Source organism: Citrobacter amalonaticus (genome assembly GCF_018252635.1).
GTDB lineage: Bacteria > Pseudomonadota > Gammaproteobacteria > Enterobacterales > Enterobacteriaceae > Citrobacter_A > Citrobacter_A amalonaticus_E.
In genome coordinates, this window is sequence record NZ_JAGTXM010000002.1 from 418,795 (window position 1) to 439,157 (window position 20,363).

22 protein-coding genes are annotated in these 20,363 nt (G+C 52.8%); 11 read left to right on the forward strand and 11 right to left on the reverse strand.

The window, feature by feature from the left end:
- The first annotated feature begins 85 nt into the window (after positions 1-85).
- On the forward strand, positions 86-415 hold the full coding sequence (gene tusE, locus KE671_RS06520; RefSeq protein WP_206162242.1) for a sulfurtransferase TusE: 330 nt from the start codon (positions 86-88) through the stop codon (positions 413-415).
- Here the strand turns inward: tusE and yccX are convergent.
- Genes yccX through KE671_RS06535 form a run of 3 tightly spaced genes read right to left on the reverse strand, consistent with a single transcriptional unit; the run spans position 412 to position 2,107 of the window.
- Positions 412-693, reverse strand: a complete 282-nt coding sequence (yccX, locus tag KE671_RS06525) for an acylphosphatase (protein WP_206162243.1) — start codon at positions 691-693, stop codon at positions 412-414. The genes tusE and yccX overlap by 4 nt on opposite strands.
- Positions 694-751: 58 nt before the next feature.
- Positions 752-1,540: a helix-turn-helix transcriptional regulator gene (locus KE671_RS06530; RefSeq protein WP_206162244.1), complete on the reverse strand. Its 789-nt coding sequence runs from the start codon at positions 1,538-1,540 to the stop codon at positions 752-754.
- A gap of 15 nt (positions 1,541-1,555) precedes the next feature.
- The gene (locus KE671_RS06535; RefSeq protein ID WP_206162245.1) at positions 1,556-2,107 is read right to left on the reverse strand and encodes a YbhB/YbcL family Raf kinase inhibitor-like protein; all 552 of its coding nucleotides are present in this window, start codon (positions 2,105-2,107) and stop codon (positions 1,556-1,558) included.
- Positions 2,108-2,319: 212 nt separating this feature from the next.
- On the opposite strand from KE671_RS06535, the gene rlmI reads away from it, so the two are divergent.
- A complete protein-coding gene (rlmI, locus tag KE671_RS06540; protein WP_206162246.1) occupies positions 2,320-3,531 on the forward strand; it encodes a 23S rRNA (cytosine(1962)-C(5))-methyltransferase RlmI in 1,212 nt (403 codons plus the stop codon).
- 57 nt (positions 3,532-3,588) lie between these two features.
- Positions 3,589-3,906 (forward strand): heat shock protein HspQ, encoded by a 318-nt coding sequence (gene hspQ / locus KE671_RS06545; RefSeq protein WP_042319966.1) that lies wholly within the window; start codon positions 3,589-3,591, stop codon positions 3,904-3,906.
- A gap of 45 nt (positions 3,907-3,951) precedes the next feature.
- Here the strand turns inward: hspQ and KE671_RS06550 are convergent, their stop codons facing one another.
- A complete protein-coding gene (locus KE671_RS06550) occupies positions 3,952-4,365 on the reverse strand; it encodes a CoA-binding protein (RefSeq protein ID WP_206162772.1) in 414 nt (137 codons plus the stop codon).
- Between the two features lie 172 nt (positions 4,366-4,537).
- Here KE671_RS06550 and KE671_RS06555 point away from each other — a divergent pair, with 172 nt between their 5' ends.
- Entirely contained in the window at positions 4,538-5,200 is a 663-nt protein-coding gene (locus KE671_RS06555; RefSeq protein WP_206162247.1) for a DUF2057 family protein, read from the forward strand.
- Positions 5,201-5,293: 93 nt separating this feature from the next.
- Positions 5,294-5,752: a methylglyoxal synthase gene (gene mgsA, locus KE671_RS06560; RefSeq protein WP_044256300.1), complete on the forward strand. Its 459-nt coding sequence runs from the start codon at positions 5,294-5,296 to the stop codon at positions 5,750-5,752.
- Between the two features lie 31 nt (positions 5,753-5,783).
- Here the strand turns inward: mgsA and helD are convergent, their stop codons facing one another.
- Positions 5,784-7,838, reverse strand: a complete 2,055-nt coding sequence (gene helD / locus KE671_RS06565; protein WP_206162248.1) for a DNA helicase IV — start codon at positions 7,836-7,838, stop codon at positions 5,784-5,786.
- A gap of 123 nt (positions 7,839-7,961) precedes the next feature.
- Here helD and KE671_RS06570 point away from each other — a divergent pair, with 123 nt between their 5' ends.
- Both KE671_RS06570 and yccS read left to right on the forward strand, forming a co-directional pair.
- A complete protein-coding gene (locus KE671_RS06570; protein ID WP_206162249.1) occupies positions 7,962-8,420 on the forward strand; it encodes a YccF domain-containing protein in 459 nt (152 codons plus the stop codon).
- Between the two features lie 6 nt (positions 8,421-8,426).
- Complete coding sequence (gene yccS, locus KE671_RS06575; RefSeq protein ID WP_206162250.1) at positions 8,427-10,589, forward strand: YccS family putative transporter; 2,163 nt, start codon at positions 8,427-8,429, stop codon at positions 10,587-10,589.
- On the opposite strand, the gene KE671_RS06580 is transcribed toward yccS, so the two are convergent.
- Entirely contained in the window at positions 10,543-11,172 is a 630-nt protein-coding gene (locus KE671_RS06580; protein ID WP_206162251.1) for a TfoX/Sxy family DNA transformation protein, read from the reverse strand. The genes yccS and KE671_RS06580 overlap by 47 nt on opposite strands.
- Before the next feature lie 217 nt (positions 11,173-11,389).
- Here KE671_RS06580 and sulA point away from each other — a divergent pair, with 217 nt between their 5' ends.
- Both sulA and ompA read left to right on the forward strand, forming a co-directional pair.
- A complete protein-coding gene (sulA, locus tag KE671_RS06585) occupies positions 11,390-11,899 on the forward strand; it encodes an SOS-induced cell division inhibitor SulA (protein WP_206162252.1) in 510 nt (169 codons plus the stop codon).
- Positions 11,900-12,254: 355 nt separating this feature from the next.
- Positions 12,255-13,310 (forward strand): porin OmpA, encoded by a 1,056-nt coding sequence (gene ompA / locus KE671_RS06590; RefSeq protein ID WP_206162253.1) that lies wholly within the window; start codon positions 12,255-12,257, stop codon positions 13,308-13,310.
- A gap of 78 nt (positions 13,311-13,388) precedes the next feature.
- Here the strand turns inward: ompA and matP are convergent, their stop codons facing one another.
- Complete coding sequence (gene matP / locus KE671_RS06595) at positions 13,389-13,841, reverse strand: macrodomain Ter protein MatP (protein WP_061077056.1); 453 nt, start codon at positions 13,839-13,841, stop codon at positions 13,389-13,391.
- 185 nt (positions 13,842-14,026) lie between these two features.
- On the opposite strand from matP, the gene KE671_RS06600 reads away from it, so the two are divergent.
- Together KE671_RS06600 and fabA are read left to right on the forward strand one after the other, a co-directional pair.
- Positions 14,027-15,787 carry an AAA family ATPase gene (locus tag KE671_RS06600; RefSeq protein ID WP_206162254.1) on the forward strand — a complete coding sequence of 587 codons (1,761 nt, stop codon included), beginning with the start codon at positions 14,027-14,029 and terminating at the stop codon, positions 15,785-15,787.
- A gap of 68 nt (positions 15,788-15,855) precedes the next feature.
- Complete coding sequence (gene fabA, locus KE671_RS06605; RefSeq protein ID WP_042319996.1) at positions 15,856-16,374, forward strand: bifunctional 3-hydroxydecanoyl-ACP dehydratase/trans-2-decenoyl-ACP isomerase; 519 nt, start codon at positions 15,856-15,858, stop codon at positions 16,372-16,374.
- 93 nt (positions 16,375-16,467) lie between these two features.
- Here the strand turns inward: fabA and rmf are convergent, their stop codons facing one another.
- The 4 genes from rmf to pqiA form a co-directional block, all read right to left on the reverse strand.
- Positions 16,468-16,635: a ribosome modulation factor gene (gene rmf / locus KE671_RS06610; RefSeq protein WP_042320000.1), complete on the reverse strand. Its 168-nt coding sequence runs from the start codon at positions 16,633-16,635 to the stop codon at positions 16,468-16,470.
- Between the two features lie 256 nt (positions 16,636-16,891).
- Positions 16,892-17,455: a membrane integrity-associated transporter subunit PqiC gene (pqiC, locus tag KE671_RS06615; RefSeq protein ID WP_206162255.1), complete on the reverse strand. Its 564-nt coding sequence runs from the start codon at positions 17,453-17,455 to the stop codon at positions 16,892-16,894.
- A complete protein-coding gene (gene pqiB, locus KE671_RS06620) occupies positions 17,452-19,092 on the reverse strand; it encodes an intermembrane transport protein PqiB (protein WP_206162256.1) in 1,641 nt (546 codons plus the stop codon). The genes pqiC and pqiB overlap by 4 nt, the downstream gene beginning before the upstream one ends.
- A complete protein-coding gene (pqiA, locus tag KE671_RS06625) occupies positions 19,082-20,350 on the reverse strand; it encodes a membrane integrity-associated transporter subunit PqiA (RefSeq protein ID WP_206162257.1) in 1,269 nt (422 codons plus the stop codon). The genes pqiB and pqiA overlap by 11 nt, the downstream gene beginning before the upstream one ends.
- Positions 20,351-20,363 lie beyond the last annotated feature (13 nt).

Genomic DNA, 20,363 nt, shown 5'->3' on the forward strand with positions numbered 1-20,363 from the left:
AACAAAGCATGACACCCGGCCCCGCTTATGCGGGGCTTTGTTTTTTGGTAAACTGCCGCCAGGTTGTCTAACGCAGTGAAGAATTATGTTGATCTTTGAAGGTAAAGAAATCGCTACCGACGTCGACGGCTATCTGAAAGATAGCGCGCAGTGGAGCGAACCGATGGCGGTAGCCATTGCTGAAAACGAGGGCATTACCCTCTCTGCGGAACACTGGGAGGTCGTGCGCTTTGTGCGCGACTTTTATCTGGAGTTTAATACTTCGCCTGCCATTCGTATGCTGGTCAAGGCGATGGCAAATAAGTTCGGCGAGGAGAAAGGCAATAGCCGTTATCTGTATCGTCTGTTCCCGAAAGGACCGGCGAAACAGGCCACCAAAATTGCTGGCCTGCCGAAGCCGGTGAAGTGCATTTAATAACGAATAGTAAAACCGGTAAACGCCTCGCGAGGACGGTGCGGCTCACTCAGAACTCTGTCTACCCGGGCAGAACGCGGGCCGCCCTCTCTCAGCCACTTCAGTAACGTTTCCACTTGTTCAGCTTCGCCACAGGCGACCACTTCTACGCTGCCATCGTCCAGATTCTTTGCATAGCCGTTAATACCCAGTCGCCGTGCTTCATGCTGTGTGGTATAGCGAAATCCCACGCCCTGAACCCGGCCGTGGACCCACGCAATAATGCAGACTCTCGCCATGGCTGTTCTCCTTCTTATATAACGATGAGCGTAATCTCATGCCGTTATGTGGATATCATTAACGAACCTGTTTCGGCAAGCATCCGTAATGCTGGCTAAACCTCGCCGTAAACCGCGATCCTGAACGATAGCCGCAGCGCAGCGCGATCTCCCCTATCGGTAACGTCGTTGACTGCAATTGAGATAAGGCATAAGACATACGGACCTCTTCCACGATCTGTCGGTAACTCTGTGATTCTTGCTGGAGTCGTCTGCGCAACGTCGAGTTTCCCATGGCTAAACGACTCGCAATATCCTGTGCTGTCCAAAGCTTAGCAGGTGCCAACATAATGAGTTGGCGCACCTGTTCCGTCAGCGTATAACCTCGTTCAAGAAGAAGTGGACCGACAGCCCCTTCATGCAATAGCGCCAGTAATAACCCCATAGCCTGATGCTTCTGCAACTCCGTCGGCAATCCCTGACGCACAGCAGCCAGTAAATTCGCCCACATAAACGCCAGACCGGGATTCATTGACGTACATAACGAGGTCAGCGTGGCGGGCGGAAAATCCTTAACATAGGTGCTCTTAAATCCAGAAATCATGTCTGGTGAGAGCAACAGGAGATCGGAACGAAAACCGCCCTGCCCGGGTTGGTTAATAATTTCCAGCGATGTGTTTGCCGGAATGATGATTAACTCGCCAGGTGTTGCGACAAGGCGATTACCCTCTTGCATAATGACTTTACTGCCCTGCGTGATATGACAGATTGCAGCTGAGAAAAGCTTAACACGATGCAAGCGATGACGCTGACTGGAGCGCACCTCCGCTGTCGTGAGAACATTATGTTGAAAATAAACGTCCTGCACCGTGTTCTCCTCTGTTTATCTTCCGTACGTGGCAGTCAATTCCGCTTTGGCAATGACATGACTGTTAAGCATAAATCCTACCAGCGCGCCACTCGTATTGTGGTCAACAGGTAAAGCATCCGTGTTGAGTGCCCAGAGGGTGAACTGATAACGGTGTGGCTTATCTCCGACAGGGGGACAGGCGCCACCAAACCCAGCATAACCAAAATCATTACGCCCCTGAACCATCCCCGTCGATATGGTCTCCACCTTCACACCCGATGGAAAAGTATGAATACTTGCAGGAATATTCACGACCGTCCAGTGCCACCAGCCGCTTCCCGTAGGCGCATCGGGATCAAACAAGGTGATCGCGTAGCTTTTTGTTCCCTGTGGGGGATGTTGCCAGTGCAACTGCGGAGAGATATTTTCACCTTCACAGCCAAATCCATTAAAGATCTGCTTTTGCGTTAAAACGTGATTCTCGGGGATATCTGTACTGCCAAGGCTAAACACCGGCGAAACTGCAATCGTGTCAAAACTAAGCGTCGCCAGCACAACGGCGGTGAAAAAAGGTGACATTTTCATTGTATTTCCTTATTCAGAGTAAGAAATGACAATGTACCCGGCGCATCCCCTGAAAACTGTGCCTCTCTGCTTGCAGTTTGTGCTGAAATGCTCGCTGTCTGTGCTGATGATTGCATACCACATCTGTGCTACTCTACGCGCCATTTTGTTTTAACAGTATCAGGCTGGAATAGACACCCGGCTCGCATCACTGTCTGTGTGAGGTTGCTCGTATGACTGAATCTTCATTTCCTCAATATCCCCGCCTGGTGCTGGCCAAAGGGCGCGAAAAATCATTACTTCGTCACCATCCGTGGGTATTTTCCGGTGCCGTTGCCCGCATGGAAGGTAAAGCCAACCTCGGTGAAACTATCGACATTGTTGACCATCAGGGTAAATGGTTAGCGCGCGGGGCTTTTTCCCCGGCATCGCAAATCCGCGCACGCGTCTGGACTTTCAACAAATCCGAGTCTGTCGATATCGCCTTCTTCACCCGCCGCCTGCAACAGGCGCAGCACTGGCGCGACTGGCTGGCAAAAAAAGATGGCCTGGACAGCTATCGTCTGATCGCCGGCGAATCCGACGGTTTACCTGGGGTGACCATCGACCGCTTCGGTCATTTCCTCGTGCTGCAACTGCTCAGTGCCGGCGCGGAATATCAGCGTGCCGCTTTGATTAGCGCGCTACAAACGCTCTACCCGGAATGTGCGATTTATGACCGTAGCGATGTCGCGGTACGCAAAAAAGAGGGGATGGAACTGACCCAAGGCCCGGTTACGGGTGAGATCCCCCCTGCTCTGCTGCCGATTGAAGAGCACGGTATGAAACTGCTGGTTGATATCCAGGGCGGTCATAAAACCGGTTATTACCTCGATCAGCGTGACAGCCGTCTGGCGACGCGTCGTTATGTCGAAAACCAGCGGGTGCTCAATTGCTTCTCTTACACTGGGGGTTTTGCCGTGTCTGCGCTGATGGGCGGTTGCCGTCAGGTGATCAGCGTCGATACCTCCCAGGAAGCGCTGGATATTGCGAAACAGAACGTTGAACTCAACAAACTCGATCTCAGCAAGGCGGAATTTGTCCGTGACGATGTCTTTAAATTGTTACGAACCTATCGCGATCGTGGCGAGAAGTTTGATGTGATCGTGATGGATCCGCCGAAGTTTGTCGAAAACAAAAGCCAACTGATGGGGGCCTGTCGCGGTTACAAGGATATCAACATGCTGGCGATCCAGTTGCTGAATCCGGGCGGCGTGCTGCTGACGTTTTCCTGTTCCGGTCTGATGACAACAGATTTATTTCAGAAAATCATCGCCGATGCCGCAATTGATGCGGGCCGTGATGTACAATTTATAGAGCAGTTCCGTCAGGCCGCCGATCATCCCGTGATCGCGACTTACCCGGAAGGGCTGTATCTCAAAGGGTTTGCCTGTCGCGTCATGTAACTTGAAAAGTGGAATTTTACCCTCATATCGAGAGTAATGATTTCCCGGGAGGTGACTATGATTGCCAGCAAATTCGGTATCGGCCAGCAGGTCCGCCATTCCCTGTTAGGATATCTCGGAGTGGTCGTGGATATCGACCCGGTCTATTCGCTTGCAGAGCCGTCACCTGATGAACTGGCGGTCAACGACGAGCTTCGCGCCGCTCCGTGGTATCACGTGGTGATGGAAGATGATGACGGCCGTCCCGTACATACCTATCTTGCCGAAGCGCAGCTAAGCAGCGAAACGCAGGACGAGCATCCTGAACAGCCTTCGATGGATGAGCTTGCTCAGACCATCCGTAAACAGTTGCAGGCCCCGCGCCTGCGTAACTGATCCTTGCCTGGGCCCGATGGCGCACTGCTTCTCGGGCCCGTCTATTTACTTCGTTAACCCCAGTCGTGGGATCTCAATCGCCGGGCAGCGATCCATCACCACCGATAATCCCGCTTCGCGCGCCAGCACCGCCGCCTGCTCATTAATCACGCCCAATTGCATCCACAGCGTTTTCGCGCCAATCGCAATCGCTTCCTGAGCGACGCCCCATGCCGCTTCTGAATTACGGAACACATCCACCATATCCACTTTTTCCGGCACATCCGCCAGCGTCGCGTAGCCCTGCTGTCCTAACAAAGTTTTACCGGCAACCTTCGGGGAAACCGGAATCACGTGATAGCCCTGTTCGAGTAAATACTTCATCACGCGGTAGCTTGGACGATCGGGTTTATCGCTTGCGCCAACCAGTGCGATGGTATGGGTCGAGGTCAAAATGCCAGCAATATCGGTCTCTTTCATCATCATTCTCCAGGCTGTTTTGCAAAGTGTACGACAATCCTGACAACCCAACCACGCGTCCCACCCGTAAGTATGAGAGCAAAACGCCAAAATATGTCTATATGTTAGTAAACATGATTATCGAAAAATTTTGATACATTCTTATCCGGCGGTCTTTGGACAGGAGAACCTCATGAAAACCGGTACTGTGACCCTGATGATTGCCCTCTGCTTGCCGGTCACGGTTTTCGCTACCACGCTTCGTCTTTCAACCGACATTGACCTGTTGGTGCTGGACGGCAAAAAGGTCTCCAGTTCACTCCTGCGCGGCGCGGACAGCATTGAGCTCGACAATGGTCCCCATCAACTTGTTTTTCGGGTTGAGAAGACTATCCGCCTCCCCAGCCATGAAGAACAGCTCTATATTTCCCCACCGCTGGTAGTAAGCTTTGACACTCAGCGCGTGGAGCAGGTTAATTTTCACCTCCCGCGCCTGGAAAGCGACCGTGAAGCCAGCCATTTTGATGCGGCGCCACGTCTGGAATTACTCGATGGCCACGCGATGCCTATCCCGGTACAACTGGATATCCTCGCCATTACGTCAAAAACTAAAACCATTGATTTTGAAGCGGAAACGGAACGCTACAATCAATCGGCAAAACGTGCCTCCTTACCCCAGTTTGCTACGATGATGGCCGACGACAGCACCCTGCTTTCAGGGGTCTCAGAACTGGATACCATTCCGCCGCAATCTCAGACGCTCACAGAACAACGCCTGAAGTACTGGTTTCGCCAGGCGGACCCGCAAACCCGCAATAGCTTTCTGCAGTGGGCGGAGAAGCAACCCTCCTCCTGATGTTTTTGTCACGTCCGGCTTTTTTTGCGTCTTACTCTTGCAGCATCAGGCACATTCAGTACTCTGTAGCAAAACCCACAATGGAACTGAATGATGGAACTGACGACTCGCACTTTGCCGGCGCGTAAACACATTGCACTGGTTGCACACGATCACTGCAAAAAGATGTTGATGAGCTGGGTAGAACGCCACCAGCCGTTGCTGGAAAAACATGTACTCTACGCCACAGGGACAACCGGCAATCTCATTCAACGCGCCACGGGTATGGACGTGAACGCCATGCTGAGCGGTCCGATGGGCGGCGATCAGCAGGTCGGCGCGTTGATTTCTGAAGGGAAAATTGATGTGCTGATTTTCTTCTGGGATCCGCTTAACGCGGTTCCGCACGACCCGGATGTGAAAGCGCTACTGCGTCTGGCGACCGTCTGGAATATCCCTGTCGCCACCAACGTCGCCACGGCGGATTTCATCATCCAGTCGCCACACTTCAACGATGCCGTTGATGTCCTCATCCCGGACTATCCGCGTTACCTGGCTGAACGCCTCAAATAATCCGCTGCAGGCGACGCAGGTCGCCTGTTGCTTATGGTTTTCTTGCCACCGGAACGTCGAGGTCTTTGAGAGCCTCCACGAAGCGTGAGGGGTTCGCTCTGTTGTACAGCAGCCAGACCCGATGCCGGGCGCGGGTCAGAGCAACGTAGAGCAACCGCCGCTCTTCTGCATCCGGGAAATCTTCCACGACCGGCAGCAACGCCTCTTCCATGATGGATTCACGCGCCGGTGCCGGAAAGCCATCGCTCCCTTCCTGTAACCCGACAATGATGACGTAATCCGCCTGCTGCCCCTTACTGGCGTGGATGGTCATGAAATCAAGCTGCAGTTTCGGCCATCGGGTTGCCGCCTTTTCGAGACTGGTCGGTTTCAGGTGATGGTAACGGGCCAGCACCAGAATCCGCTCGTCGGCTTTTGCATAACCGGAAAGCTTATCCAGCAACGCATCAAGCTGCGTTTCGTCCAGCAGCGTGACGGCTCTCTTGTCTCCCGTCGTCAGACTATTAAGCGGTTTTTTCAGCTGATGTGGGTTCTGCTGAATAAAGCGGTTAGCGATTTCGCCAATGCGGTTGTTGAAACGATAGGTGGTATCGAGATCGCACCGGTCACCGTCGCCGAAAGTCTGATGGAACGCGGTCGTCAACGAAAGCTGTGCACCGCTAAAACGGTAAATAGCCTGCCAGTCATCCCCGACGGCGAACAGCGTGGTATGGCTGTTTTGCTTACGCAACGCAGCCAGCAGCGCGGCACGCTGTGGTGAGATATCCTGAAATTCATCCACCAGAATATGTTTCCATGGACTGACAAAACGCCCTTTTTCCAGAATCACGATAGCCTGATGGATCAAACCGGAAAAATCGACGGCGTTTTCCGTTTTCAGCGCGCCTTTCCAGGCCTTCAGCAGGGGTGCCATTAGCTTCACACGCTTTCCGAATAGATCCCGAATCTCCTCCGGTGCGCTGGCGATCATCTCCGCCTGGGCTCCGCCATGCATGCGCATCAGGCTCACCCAACGATCCAGACGCGAAGCCAGCCGACGCTGAAGTTTTTCATCGTCCCAGAAATTTCCTTCCGGCACCGTCCACTCCATCTCCTCTTCCAGCCACTGTCGCCAGCCTTTCGCCTGCGCTTTTTTCTCGCTGCATTGCTGACGCCAGGTGTTGATAAACAATTTATTGCGCGCGGCAGTATCATTTTCAAGCTTACTGATGCTCGGGACTTTTTTGCTCCCCTGCTGGATGATATGCAGCGCCAGGGCATGGAACGTCCGCGCCGTTATCTCCTCAGTATGTAGCCGCTCGCGAATACGCTCATCCATCTCCTGCGCCGCTTTGCGACCAAAAGCCAGCAGCAGGATCTGTTCTGCGGCCGCTTCGCCCCGCGCCAGCAGCCAACCTGCGCGCGCCACCAACACGGATGTCTTACCGCTACCGGCACCAGCCAGCACCAGTAAAGAATGTTCGCCATTGACAACCGCTCTGGCCTGAGCCGGATTGAGCGGTGACGATTCCACCTGCTGGAAGAAATCGGCGTATTCCGTCAACATCGTTTCGGTATACGCCTGGTTATGTTGCAGTCGACTTGCCTCGATATCTTTCAGCCACGCCAGGCACTGTCGCAGCGCATCACGACAGTTATCAAACTCTTCCAGTCGATTAACCGGCAGCGGCAGCGCGGCAAACGCTTGTAGGATCTGTTGCTGTAACCCCGTCGTCTGCTCACGCGTCAGCCAGCTATTTTGCCCGGTGCGGGCAGCAATTAAATCCAGTTGCTCCTGCAGTACACCAGCCGCCACTTCACTCATTTCCTGGCTCCACTGCTGCCAACGGCTGTTCAGATGGTGGTGAAAGCGCTGGGTTTCTGCCCACTCAGTGCCATGCAGTCGTACCACTTTTTCATCCGGCAGCACAAATTCCAGCTCACCCCACACCAACCCGCGCTTACAGTGAATCGCCAGTAACTGGTTGAAGGGAATAAGATATTCATGGCGATCGCCCGACACCTTAATGCCGGCATTGAGGATCACCGCCCGATCATAAGGGTGTTGCGCCAGACGTTTACCAATAGACGTTGCTTTCAGTTCCATGACTCAGCCGATCCAGACAAAGCGTATTTCTTCTCAGTGTAACCGCCAGAGAATAGGTGCTCCAGCCCAAAAAAACGTTACAATTGCCAGAAATCACAGAAAACCAGAATCAACCGAGGCTTTATGCGTACCGTTCTGAATATTTTGAATTTTGTGTTGGGGGGATTTGCCACCACGCTGTCCTGGCTCCTGGCGACGCTGGTGAGTATTGTGCTGATCTTTACCCTGCCACTTACCCGGTCGTGCTGGGAAATCACCAAACTGTCACTACTGCCTTATGGAAACGAAGCGGTCCATGTCGATGAACTGGATCCGGCAGGGAAAAGCGTGCTGATGAATACGGGTGGGACGCTGCTGAATATTTTCTGGCTGATCTTCTTCGGCTGGTGGCTGTGCCTGATGCACATTGCCGCTGGTATCACCCAGTGCATCACGATCATCGGTATTCCGGTTGGTATTGCGAACTTTAAGATTGCCGCGATTGCACTGTGGCCAGTGGGACGTCGCGTTGTCTCCGTAGAAGTCGCGCGTGCAGCACGTGAAGCGAATGCCCGTCGCCGTTTTGAGTCATCAGGACACTAAGTCAGTATGTTAAGTCCCTTGCTTCGCCGCTATACCTGGAACAGCACCTGGCTGTATTACGTGCGTATTTTTATCGCCCTCTGCGGAACAACTGCGCTGCCCTGGTGGTTGGGTGATGTCAAACTGACCATCCCCCTGACGCTGGGGATGGTGGCAGCGGCGCTAACCGATCTGGACGATCGTCTCGCGGGTCGTCTACGCAACCTGATCATTACGCTCATCTGCTTTTTTATCGCCTCCGCTTCGGTCGAGCTGCTGTTTCCGTACCCGTGGCTGTTCGCCATCGGACTGACTCTTTCCACCAGCGGCTTTATCCTGCTCGGCGGTTTAGGCCAGCGTTATGCGACAATCGCCTTTGGCGCGCTGCTAATCGCCATTTACACCATGCTTGGCGCGTCATTGTACGCCCAATGGTATCAGCAACCGCTTCTGCTACTGGCGGGCGCTATCTGGTACAACGGGCTAACGCTTATCGGCCATTTGCTGTTCCCGATTCGTCCCCTACAGGACAATCTGGCACGCAGTTATGAACAACTGGCACACTATCTGGAGCTGAAATCACGTCTTTTCGACCCGGATATTGAAGACGAAAGCCAGGCGCCACTATATGACCTGGCACTGGCCAACGGCCAACTGATGGCGACGCTGAATCAGACAAAAGTGTCCCTGCTGACTCGCCTGCGCGGTGACCGGGGGCAGCGCGGCACCCGGCGTACTCTGCATTACTACTTTGTAGCTCAGGATATTCATGAGCGCGCCAGCTCCTCGCATATTCAATACCAGACGCTACGCGACCATTTCCGCCACAGCGACGTGATGTTCCGCTTTCAACGTCTGATGTCGATGCAGGGCCAGGCCTGTCTGCAACTGTCGCGCTGTATTTTGCTGCGCGTACCCTATCAGCACGATCCGCATTTTGAACGCGCCTTTACGCACCTCGACGCCGCGCTTGAGCGAATGCGGGCAAACGGCGCCTCCGCCGATCTGCTGAAAACGCTGGGATTTTTACTGGCTAACTTGCGCGCCATCGATGCACAACTGGCAACGATTGAATCAGAACAGGCACAGGCCATGCCGCGTAACGAGTCGGAGAACCAGCTTGCCGATGACAGCCCGCACGGATTCAGCGATACCTGGCTGCGTCTGAGCCGCAACTTCACCCCCGAATCAGCGCTGTTTCGCCATGCGGTCAGGATGTCTCTGGTACTGTGTGTCGGTTATGCGATTATTCAGATAACCGGTATGAACCACGGCTACTGGATCCTGTTGACCAGCCTGTTTGTTTGCCAGCCAAACTACAACGCCACGCGACACCGACTGGCGCTGAGGATCATCGGGACGCTGGTCGGGGTGGCGATCGGTATCCCGATTTTATGGTTTGTTCCGTCACTGGAAGGTCAGCTTATTTTACTGGTGATCACCGGCGTCCTGTTCTTTGCCTTTCGCAACGTCCAGTATGCCCACGCCACTATGTTTATTACACTGCTGGTCCTGTTGTGTTTCAACTTGCTCGGCGAAGGATTTGAAGTCGCCCTTCCCCGGGTGATTGATACGCTCATCGGCTGTGCCATTGCCTGGGCGGCAGTGAGCTTTATCTGGCCGGACTGGCGTTTCCGTAACCTCCCGCGAATGATGAAAAGAGCGACCGACGCCAACTGCCGCTACCTGGACGCTATCCTGGAACAGTATCACCAGGGTCGCGACAATCGACTGGCGTATCGGATTGCTCGCCGCGATGCCCATAATCGCGACGCGGAACTGGCCTCTGTGGTGTCGAATATGTCCAGCGAACCTGATGTGACAGCACAGACGCGTGAGGCTGCATTCCGTTTGCTGTGCCTCAACCATACGTTCACCAGTTATATTTCTGCATTAGGGGCGCATCGTGAACAACTCACTAACCCCGACGTGCTGGCTTTACTGGATGATGCGGTTTGTTATGTCGATGATGCGCTACATCATCTCCCGACTGACGAAGCGCGCGTGCAGCAGGCGCTCACCGAACTGAAACACCGCATCCAGCATCTGGAGCCTCGTCAGGACAGCAAAGAACCGTTGGTGATTCAACAGGTCGGTTTACTGGTGGCCCTGCTACCGGAAATGGGGCGACTACAGCGGCAAATCACTCAATCTTCTCCACAGACATCGTTACCGGCGAAAGCGACTTAACCCACAGCGCAAGCTCCTGGCGGCGTATCGCCGGGAGCGCCGCTTCGTGAATACCGTAGATAGCCCCTTCAAGGTTAAACAGAACCTTGTCAGTGATTGATTTATTGATCTGTCGAAGTCGCAACCAGCACATTTTGGCCCCCAGCATACGCAGGGTGGCGACGTCGTAGATCCCCGCCTCATTCAGCAAACTCTCCAGATGAAAGGTCATATTGGGGAGATCCTTAAGCCGCTGCTGAGAACAGCGGGACAACTTCTCCTGTAACGCGGCATCCAGTGAAAACTGCGATAATTGGATCAACTGTTGTTGGTCGCGCCAAAGATATTCATCAACTTGATAATAATTAAGCATGACCGCACGCCCGCGTTTCATAAATGTCAGCCAGACAGGGGAATGTTGCACACAATACTGTACGCTTTGCTCACAGGCACGTAGATAAAGCTCGCCATTCGCCACCATCGCAAACACGGTATTCCTGATAGTCAGACTGTAGCTGCCGAACAGTGAGCGGAAGTGGATCGTCCCCAGAGAAGATAAATATTCCTGTGATTTATAGATTCTGTCATAGGAGTGAGCTTTCATGAAATTCCCTTTTAAATCATAAACTAAAAGAATAATTTGCCGTCACGAATCCGTTAATGACGAAAATAGGCAACTTATTCTAAAGGGGCAAGCTGAATTTCGTTTTTACCGCTACCATGAATAAAATTTGCGAGTCTCTTTCCGAAAATTAAGTTGATCTTTGATGACATCAGGGTTACTGTACATCCATACAGTAACCCACAGGGCTGGATTGATTATGTACACTTCAGGCTACGCAAATCGTTCTCCGTCATACTCTTCCACATCGAACACGATGGCGCGCACCTCTTCTGAGAGAGTGTCCACCGGGCTTATCAGCGAAGTGGTCTACCGCGAAGACCAGCCCATGATGACGCAGTTACTGCTGTTACCCCTTCTTCAGCAGTTAGGTCAGCAATCGCGCTGGCAGCTCTGGTTGACGCCACAACAAAAGCTGAGCCGTGAATGGGTTCAGTCTGCCGGACTTCCGCTGACCAAAGTGATGCAAATTAACCAACTGTCCCCCTGCCATACACTTGAATCAATGATTCGCGCATTACGTACGGGCAACTACAGCGTGGTGATTGGCTGGCTGACTGAAGAGTTAACAGAAGAAGAACATGCTGAATTGGTCAAAGCGGCAGATGAAGGAAATGCAATGGGATTTATCATGCGTCCAGTGAGTGCGCACGCCCATGCCACGAGACAGCAAACCGGGCTAAAAATTCACTCAAATTTGTATCATTGAGTGAAATTAGGATTTATCCTGGAATTTTTTTTCATCCTCAACCTTCACATTGAGGACTAACGTTTTTTTTCTGTGAACGCTTGGCGGACGCGGTTCCCGCGTACTCTGACGAAAATTTCTGCTGCACAAAATGTTAAATATTATGTATACAAGCTTTTTTTTTTCATATGCCTGACAGACTTCACACTTGTAAGTTTTCAACTACGTTGTAGACTTTACATCGCCAGGGGTGCTCGGTGTAAGCCGCAGATATCGGTAGAGTAACTATTGAACTAGTCCCCCGGTGAAGGATTTAACCGTGTTATCTCGTTGGAGATATTCATGGCGTATTTTGGATGATAACGAGGCGCAAAAAATGAAAAAGACAGCTATCGCGATTGCAGTGGCACTGGCTGGTTTCGCTACCGTAGCGCAGGCCGCTCCGAAAGATAACACCTGGTACACTGGTGCTAAACTGGGCTGGTCCCAGTACCATGACACTGGTTTCATCAACAACAACGGTCCGACCCACGAAAACCAACTGGGTGCTGGTGCGTTTGGTGGTTACCAGGTTAACCCGTATGTTGGCTTTGAAATGGGTTACGACTGGTTAGGTCGTATGCCGTACAAAGGTGACAACATCAACGGCGCTTACAAAGCTCAGGGCGTTCAACTGACCGCTAAACTGGGTTACCCAATCACTGACGATCTGGACATCTACACTCGTCTGGGTGGTATGGTATGGCGTGCAGACACCAAGGCTAACGTACCTGGTGGCGCTTCCTTTAAAGACCACGACACTGGCGTATCCCCAGTATTCGCAGGTGGTGTTGAGTACGCAATTACTCCTGAAATCGCTACCCGTCTGGAATACCAGTGGACCAACAACATCGGTGACGCTAACACCATCGGTACTCGCCCAGACAACGGTCTGCTGAGCGTAGGTGTTTCTTACCGTTTTGGTCAGCAGGAACAAGCTGCTCCGATCGTAGCTCCGGCTCCGGCTCCAGCTCCTGAAGTACAGACCAAACACTTCACTCTGAAGTCTGACGTTCTGTTCAACTTCAACAAAGCGACTCTGAAACCAGAAGGCCAGCAGGCTCTGGATCAGATGTACAGCCAGCTGAGCAACCTGGATCCGAAAGACGGTTCCGTAGTGGTTCTGGGCTTCACTGACCGCATCGGTTCTGACGCTTACAACCAGGGTCTGTCTGAGAAACGTGCTCAGTCTGTTGTTGATTACCTGATCTCTAAAGGTATCCCGGCTGACAAAATCTCCGCACGTGGTATGGGCGAATCCAACCCGGTTACTGGCAACACCTGTGACAACGTGAAAGCTCGCGCTGCACTGATCGACTGCCTGGCCCCGGATCGTCGCGTTGAGATCGAAGTTAAAGGCGTCAAAGACGTTGTAACTCAGCCTCAGGCTTAAGTTTACGTCTTATGAAAAACCCCGCGCTGCGGGGTTTTTTTTCATCTGTCATCCACAAAACGGGTTTAACGCAGCGGATTACTCTTTGCCCAGCAACGCCTGCAGATCCTGCTTCAGCGAAGACATCTTGTTGGCATACTTCTCTTTATTCTCAGCATCTTCAATCAGTTGTACCACGGTCTCTGATAACGTTTTGCCGCGCCGTTGCGCCAGTCCGGCCAGTCGTTGCCAGACGATAAATTCCAGATCGATTGATTTCTTTCGCGTGTGCTGATGCTCGGCATTGAAATGGCGTTTACGCCGCGCGCGTATCGTCTGTTTCATGCGGTTTTGCAGCGCAGGATTCATATGTTCGTCAATCCAGAGATTGACCCGCACCGGCTCATTTTCCAGCGTAAGCAACAAATCCACGGCTTCCTGGGCTGCACTGGCTTCCACGTAGCGGGTAATTAATTCACCTTCGCGGTGCTTCTTCACCAGGTACTTCCACTTCCAACCGCTTTCAAGATTCTCAAGTTGTTGATATTTCATGGCGATCTCAATGTTACCGTGTCACTCTCATCAGAATATCAGCTTTTTCAGTATCTGAAGAAAAGAATCTTCAGGCTGTGAGCCACTCTGCACCCTCCTGTGCGTTTGCCGTCGCTTTCCACGTGTGAAGCGCGGGCGGTTACGCTATAATCGCGTCTTTTACAACAGACTAAAAAACATCAACTTTGACCATTACGAAACTTGCATGGCGTGATCTTGTCCCTGATACCGAAAGCTATCAGGAGATTTTTGCACAGCCACATGTCACTGAAGAAAACGACACATTACTGAGTGATACTCAACCACGCTTGCAATTTGCCCTGGAGCAATTGTTACAGCCCAGAGCCTCATCCCCTTTCATGCTGGCCAAAGCGCCCGAAGAGCTTGAGTATCTTAATCTTCTTGCCGATGCCGCACGTGCCTTGCAGCACGATTCGGGTCACCTGACGGGAGGTCATTATGAGATCTCCGGTCACACGATTCGCTATCGTAACGCCGATCGGAAAGAGGACAATTTTTCCACCTTATCTCAGGTGGTGATTGCCGACTGGGTTGAGGCAGAACAGCTGTTTGGCTGTCTGCGTCAATTCAATGGCGACATCACGCTACAGCCGGGACTGGTTCATCAGGCCAATGGCGGTGTACTGGTTATCTCCTTGCGTACCCTGCTTGCGCAACCTCTGCTGTGGATGCGCCTGAAGGCGATTGTCAGCCGTGAACGCTTTGACTGGGTAGCTTTTGATGAATCACGTCCGCTACCGGTCTCTGTCCCCTCTATGCCGCTTAAACTGAAGGTGCTGTTAGTCGGTGAACGCGAGTCGCTGGCGGATTTCCAGGAGATGGAACCTGAGCTGGCTGAACAGGCAATCTATAGCGAATTCGAAGATAACCTGCAGATTGTCGATGCACAATCCATGACACAATGGTGCCAGTGGGTAACGTGGACCGCGAAACGTAACCAGTTGCCTTACCCGGCACCCGACGCCTGGGAAGTGTTGGTTCGCGAAGCGGTGCGCTATACCGGCGAGCAGGATACGTTACCGCTCAATCCATTGTGGATTATCAGGCAGTTCACTGAAGTCGCGCCGCTGTGCGAAAGCGAAACCTGCACCGGTGAACAGCTTAGCCTGATGCTTGCCCAGAGAGAGTGGCGTGAAGGGTTCCTCGCGGAACGCATGCAGGATGAGATCCTCCAGGAACAGATTCTGATCGAAACCGAGGGTGAGCGCGTGGGTCAGATCAACGCTCTGTCGGTGATTGAGTTTCCTGGCCACCCGCGCGCCTTCGGTGAACCTTCTCGTATCAGCTGTGTCGTGCACATCGGCGATGGCGAGTTCACGGACATTGAGCGGAAAGCTGAACTTGGCGGTAATATTCATGCGAAGGGGATGATGATCATGCAGGCGTTTCTGATGTCAGAACTCCAGCTTGAACAACAGCTCCCCTTCTCGGCTTCGTTGACGTTTGAACAGTCCTACAGTGAAGTCGATGGCGACAGCGCGTCCATGGCAGAACTGTGCGCGCTCATCAGCGCCCTGTCAGATGTACCGGTGAATCAGAACATCGCCATTACCGGTTCGGTTGATCAGTTCGGTCGTGCCCAGCCGGTTGGCGGTTTAAATGAAAAAATTGAAGGCTTCTTCGCGATTTGCCAACAGCGTGAATTGACAGGTAAGCAAGGGGTGATTATCCCGTCTTCCAACGTCAGACACCTGAGCCTGCAATCCGCCCTGTTGCAGGCCGTTGAAGAAGAGAAGTTCACTATCTGGGCGGTGGATGACGTGACCGACGCATTACCGCTGCTGTTAAATCTGGTGTGGGATGGTGAAGGCCAGATGACGCTGATGCAGACTATCCAGGAGCGTATCGCCCAGGCGACGCAACAGGAAGGGCGTCACCGTTTTCCATGGCCGCTGCGCTGGCTGAACGGATTTTTTCCGAACTGATCGGACTTGTTCAGCGTACACGTGTTAGCTATCCTGCGTGCTTCAATAAAATAAGGCTTACAGAGAACATGGTAGATAAACGCGAATCCTATACAAAAGAAGACCTTCTTGCCTCTGGTCGCGGTGAGCTGTTTGGTGCGAAAGGCCCGCAGTTGCCTGCTCCGAGCATGCTGATGATGGACCGTGTCGTCAAGATGACCGAAACGGGCGGCAACTTCGACAAAGGTTATGTTGAGGCAGAGCTGGATATCAATCCGGATCTTTGGTTCTTCGGATGCCACTTCATCGGCGATCCAGTTATGCCGGGTTGTCTGGGGCTGGACGCAATGTGGCAGTTGGTTGGATTCTACCTCGGCTGGCTCGGTGGCGAAGGCAAAGGCCGCGCACTGGGCGTAGGCGAAGTGAAGTTCACTGGTCAGGTACTGCCTTCTGCGAAGAAAGTGACCTACCGTATCCACTTCAAGCGCATCGTTAACCGCCGCCTGATCATGGGCCTGGCGGATGGTGAAGTACTGGTGGATGGTCGTCTGATCTATACTGCCAACGATCTGAAAGTCGGTCTGTTCCAGGACACCTCTGCGTTCTGATGCCCCCGATAAATGGCCAGACGGGGCTATTTATCACAGGTCATAAAAGGCGAAACCTCCGCATTGCGGAGGTTTCTTTTTAAAGAGACAGAATCAGGCCATTACCACCCTGTCAGCCATGGCTTCTCGCCAGCCTCCTAGCCAGTACGACCTCTGATTCAGCGTCTGATAGGGACACATTTCTTTAGAACGTCCGGCAATACCGGCCTGATAACCACGTTGATGTGCCCGTTCCAGGCGATCTCGTTTTTGTCTCTTCATGCCTCGTTTCCCTCATACTTATATCTGGTGGAAAAGATAACAGTGATTACGAAGTGCGCAATCACACTAAACGAATACCGCGAATCCCTGGTTCCGTCAATGCGCAAAATTCACACGGGTGTCATATTTGTGAGCTAGCGAAAAACTCAGTTGTACAAAAAATGTGAGCCGGAACAAGTTCCTGGATAACCTCTTCGGCAAAAAAAAACCGCTTCAAACGTGCTGTCTGAAACGGTTTTATTTACAAAATTTTAAGCTATGGAATACGCTTCACTTCCTGAGCGATCGCCGCTGCTTCCTGACTCCAGACGGTCGCCAACACTTTCACCATCTCATCATAACCGTCCCGCGTCTGCACGGCTTCGATGTGGAAGGGGCGCTTAATGAGGCGTCCCTGATGGTTGAGCAGCCACTCACCGCTGACCACCACTTTTCCATCGTAGCGACCGTGGAAGCCAGTGACCGTTACATTGAGCGTGTCCTGCACACTACCTAACGGTTGAGACGCCACCACCCAGCCCGGTAGTTGCGCACTCAGATTAGCCACCAGCGTATTGCGCAACTGCTGATCCAGCGGACTGGCCCACAAATTGTTGTTGGCAATCACGTACTGCACATCGCTGGTCTGGTAGACCACACCATTGCCGGCCAGATAATCCGGCACCGAAACCTGCTCGACCCACAGCAGACGATGACCCTGGCTTGCGGTACTCTGCACGCCCCCCTGCGTAACAGGAAGCTGGTAATAGCTTTTGTTATCTCCACTGGAACTGCACGACGTCAGCCAGAACGCCAACGCCACCACTAGCCACTTTTTCATTGTTTCGCCCTCTTCGGCTCTGGATCTTTCTTGTCCTTCGCTTCAAACACCAGTGCATTGCTCTTATCATTCAGTGTCTTCAGTACCGGCTGCAGCTCGCGGAGTACCTGATCAAGACGTTGCATATCGGCCACCATCTTGTTGTAGGCCGCGGAGCCCGGCTGGAAGCCCTGCATACTGCGGTTGAGCTCACGCAGGGTGTTCTGCATATCCGCCGGCAACTGTTGCATTGACTGGCTGGAGGTAATCTTGTTCATGTTATCCAGCGTCGTTTGCAGATGTTTCATCGTGCGCTGGCTTTCACTGAGCGTATTCGTCGCCTGCTCAATCATTGGGTTCAGCGGCAGATTATTGATCTTATCCAGCGCTTCCATCAGTCGCTGCTGAATTTGCGCCAGACCTCCGCTCACCGTCGGGATGATCTGATAACCGTTAAACTCGCGGATGCCGGTAATGGGCGGCTCTTTTGGATAGAAGTCCAGATCGACATACAGCGCGCCAGTCACCAGATTACCCGTTTTCAGCGAAGCGCGCAGTCCGCGCTGAAGCAGGCCAGCCAGATGCGCGGCGACATCCGTATCTTCACCCAGTTGCGCTTTCAGGCGCTCAGGCTCAATGCGTACCAGCACCGGAATGCGAAAATCATTGTTAAAAACCTGCCGCATATTAGGCGCGAAGTAAGGCACTTTGCTTACCGTCCCGAGCCGGATGCCACGAAACTCCAGCGGAGCGCCTGGCTGGAGGCCACGAATCGAGTCCTTAAAGAACATCAGGTAGTCGATGTGATCGGTATACAACGAATCCTGAATACTCCGCTGGTCATCATAGAGCGTAAAAGCCGATTTTTCGGCAACCGGTTGACCTTGCTCAAGCCCTTCAGGTACATCGAAGCTGACGCCCCCACCAAACAGCGTGGTCAGCGATCCCATTTCGACACGCATCCCCGCTGATGTCAGATCGACCGCAATCCCGCTGTCCTTCCAGAAACGGACGTTACTGGTGACTAGCCGATCGTTGGGTGCATTGATAAATAACTGATAGCTGATGCTGCGTTTTTGCGGATCAAAGGTACTGGTTTCCACCGATCCAACGCGATAACCACGGAACAGAACCGGATCGCCAGGACTTAACTGTCCGGCTTTATTGCTGTCGAGCACCACGCGGATCCCTTTGGCATCCGGCGGCGCCAGCGGCGGCGAATCCAGCAGTTGATAATCATCCAGTCTGCTGCCTTTCGTCCCTGGTTGCAGTTCAATGTAGGCGCCGGAAAGCAGCGTCCCCAGGCCACTGATCCCTTCGCGTCCCACCTGAGGCTTCACCACCCAGAACACGGAATCTTTATGCAGCAGTTTTTCCATACCAGCGTTGAGACGCGCTTTGATTTCGACATGCGTCAGATCGTCGGTCAGCGTGGCGCTTTCGACCACGCCCACATCAACGCTGCGGCTTTTGATCGTGGTTTTCCCGCCCTCAATACCCTCGGCATTGGTGGTAATCAGGGTCACTTCCGGCCCCTGATGGCTGTAGTGATAGAACAGAACCCATGCCCCAATCAGCGCAGTGACGATGGGAAAAATCCACACGGGAGACCAGTTCTTTACCTTCTGGATTTTGGCTTCCCCACTTTTAGATTCCATGTTGTCCGGACTCCTCATGGCCTGGTTCTGGTTCACGATCCCACGACAGACGCGGATCAAATGTCATCGCAGAAAACATTGTCATTATGACGACTAAAGCAAACATCAACGCACCCATTGCTGGATAAATATTCATCAAGCCTCCCATGCGCACCAGCGCAGAGAGCACGGCGATAACAAACACATCAATCATTGACCAGCGACCTACAAACTCTACGACTTCGTAAATCAGGTGCATTCGTTCACTGTCACGTTTGCCATGCCCTTTGGCATCCCAGCACAGCCAGGCAATCGCGATCATTTTCAGCGTCGGCACCATAATACTGGCGATAAAGATCACCGCCGCGACCGGGTAAGAGCCTTCGCTCCAGATTAAAACCACCCCCTCAAGAATGGTGGAGGGCAGTTTCGATCCCAGCAAATCGGTGATCATGATCGGCAGAATATTCGCCGGTAGATACAGCATGATAGACGTGAACAGTAGCGCCAGCGTCCATTGCAGGCTGTTTCTGCGCCGCACATACCCTTTCGTTTCGCAGCGCGGGCATAGATGCTCATCCGCCGGAAGGATCGCCGTACAGCAGGAACAGGAACGTAGTCCCTGACGGATGCCGGGAACGCCAGGCGTTAAGGTCTGTTTAATCACCGGCATGGGGGCAATATCATCCCACAGCCAGCGACGGTCGACGCACTGAAACGCACGCAGTTGCAGAATGCAGAAGAAGCACCAGGGGATAAAGCTGCTGCCGACGCCAATATCACCGTATGCCATCAGTTTGACAAAACTGACCAGCACGCCAGCAAGGAAGATTTCCGCCATTCCCCAGCTTTTCAGTTGGAATAAAATGCGCGCCAGTTGGGATTTAAGCCTTCCGGGCATGTGTACCCGATTCACCAACAGCAGAATGGTGAACAGGCAAAATGCGGGAACCAGTTGAACGAAGAGTAAAAAGAAAGTGCCAAGACTGGCGTAATCTTCCGAAAAGAGGACGCCAGGGATTTCCATCAGCGTCACTTCACTGCTCACCCCGGCGACATTCATATTCACGAACGGAAACAGGTTCGATAAAAGCAACATAAACAGCGCGGCTAGCACATAGGCAGTGGGACGCTGTCTCGGCGCGTCCCACATCACCGTCAATGTTGTGCCACATCTCGGACATGCCGCTTTCTGCCCATGCTCAAGGTGGGGTAATGCCACCAGCATGTCACACTGCGAGCACAAAATGTGCTTTGCTGCATGATGATGTTCGCACATGCTGTGCTCCTTA

Excerpts from the sequence above, each read along its gene's own strand:
- tusE (WP_206162242.1), top strand. The coding sequence starts at position 86 with ATGTTGATCTTTGAAGGTAAAGAAATCGCTACCGACGTCGACGGCTAT.
- yccX (WP_206162243.1), bottom strand. The coding sequence starts at position 693 with ATGGCGAGAGTCTGCATTATTGCGTGGGTCCACGGCCGGGTTCAGGGC.
- KE671_RS06535 (WP_206162245.1), bottom strand. The coding sequence starts at position 2,107 with ATGAAAATGTCACCTTTTTTCACCGCCGTTGTGCTGGCGACGCTTAGT.
- rlmI (WP_206162246.1), top strand. The coding sequence starts at position 2,320 with ATGACTGAATCTTCATTTCCTCAATATCCCCGCCTGGTGCTGGCCAAA.
- hspQ (WP_042319966.1), top strand. The coding sequence starts at position 3,589 with ATGATTGCCAGCAAATTCGGTATCGGCCAGCAGGTCCGCCATTCCCTG.
- KE671_RS06550 (WP_206162772.1), bottom strand. The coding sequence starts at position 4,365 with ATGAAAGAGACCGATATTGCTGGCATTTTGACCTCGACCCATACCATC.
- KE671_RS06555 (WP_206162247.1), top strand. The coding sequence starts at position 4,538 with ATGAAAACCGGTACTGTGACCCTGATGATTGCCCTCTGCTTGCCGGTC.
- mgsA (WP_044256300.1), top strand. The coding sequence starts at position 5,294 with ATGGAACTGACGACTCGCACTTTGCCGGCGCGTAAACACATTGCACTG.
- helD (WP_206162248.1), bottom strand. The coding sequence starts at position 7,838 with ATGGAACTGAAAGCAACGTCTATTGGTAAACGTCTGGCGCAACACCCT.
- KE671_RS06570 (WP_206162249.1), top strand. The coding sequence starts at position 7,962 with ATGCGTACCGTTCTGAATATTTTGAATTTTGTGTTGGGGGGATTTGCC.
- yccS (WP_206162250.1), top strand. The coding sequence starts at position 8,427 with ATGTTAAGTCCCTTGCTTCGCCGCTATACCTGGAACAGCACCTGGCTG.
- KE671_RS06580 (WP_206162251.1), bottom strand. The coding sequence starts at position 11,172 with ATGAAAGCTCACTCCTATGACAGAATCTATAAATCACAGGAATATTTA.
- sulA (WP_206162252.1), top strand. The coding sequence starts at position 11,390 with ATGTACACTTCAGGCTACGCAAATCGTTCTCCGTCATACTCTTCCACA.
- ompA (WP_206162253.1), top strand. The coding sequence starts at position 12,255 with ATGAAAAAGACAGCTATCGCGATTGCAGTGGCACTGGCTGGTTTCGCT.
- matP (WP_061077056.1), bottom strand. The coding sequence starts at position 13,841 with ATGAAATATCAACAACTTGAGAATCTTGAAAGCGGTTGGAAGTGGAAG.
- fabA (WP_042319996.1), top strand. The coding sequence starts at position 15,856 with ATGGTAGATAAACGCGAATCCTATACAAAAGAAGACCTTCTTGCCTCT.
- rmf (WP_042320000.1), bottom strand. The coding sequence starts at position 16,635 with ATGAAGAGACAAAAACGAGATCGCCTGGAACGGGCACATCAACGTGGT.
- pqiC (WP_206162255.1), bottom strand. The coding sequence starts at position 17,455 with ATGAAAAAGTGGCTAGTGGTGGCGTTGGCGTTCTGGCTGACGTCGTGC.
- pqiB (WP_206162256.1), bottom strand. The coding sequence starts at position 19,092 with ATGGAATCTAAAAGTGGGGAAGCCAAAATCCAGAAGGTAAAGAACTGG.
- pqiA (WP_206162257.1), bottom strand. The coding sequence starts at position 20,350 with ATGTGCGAACATCATCATGCAGCAAAGCACATTTTGTGCTCGCAGTGT.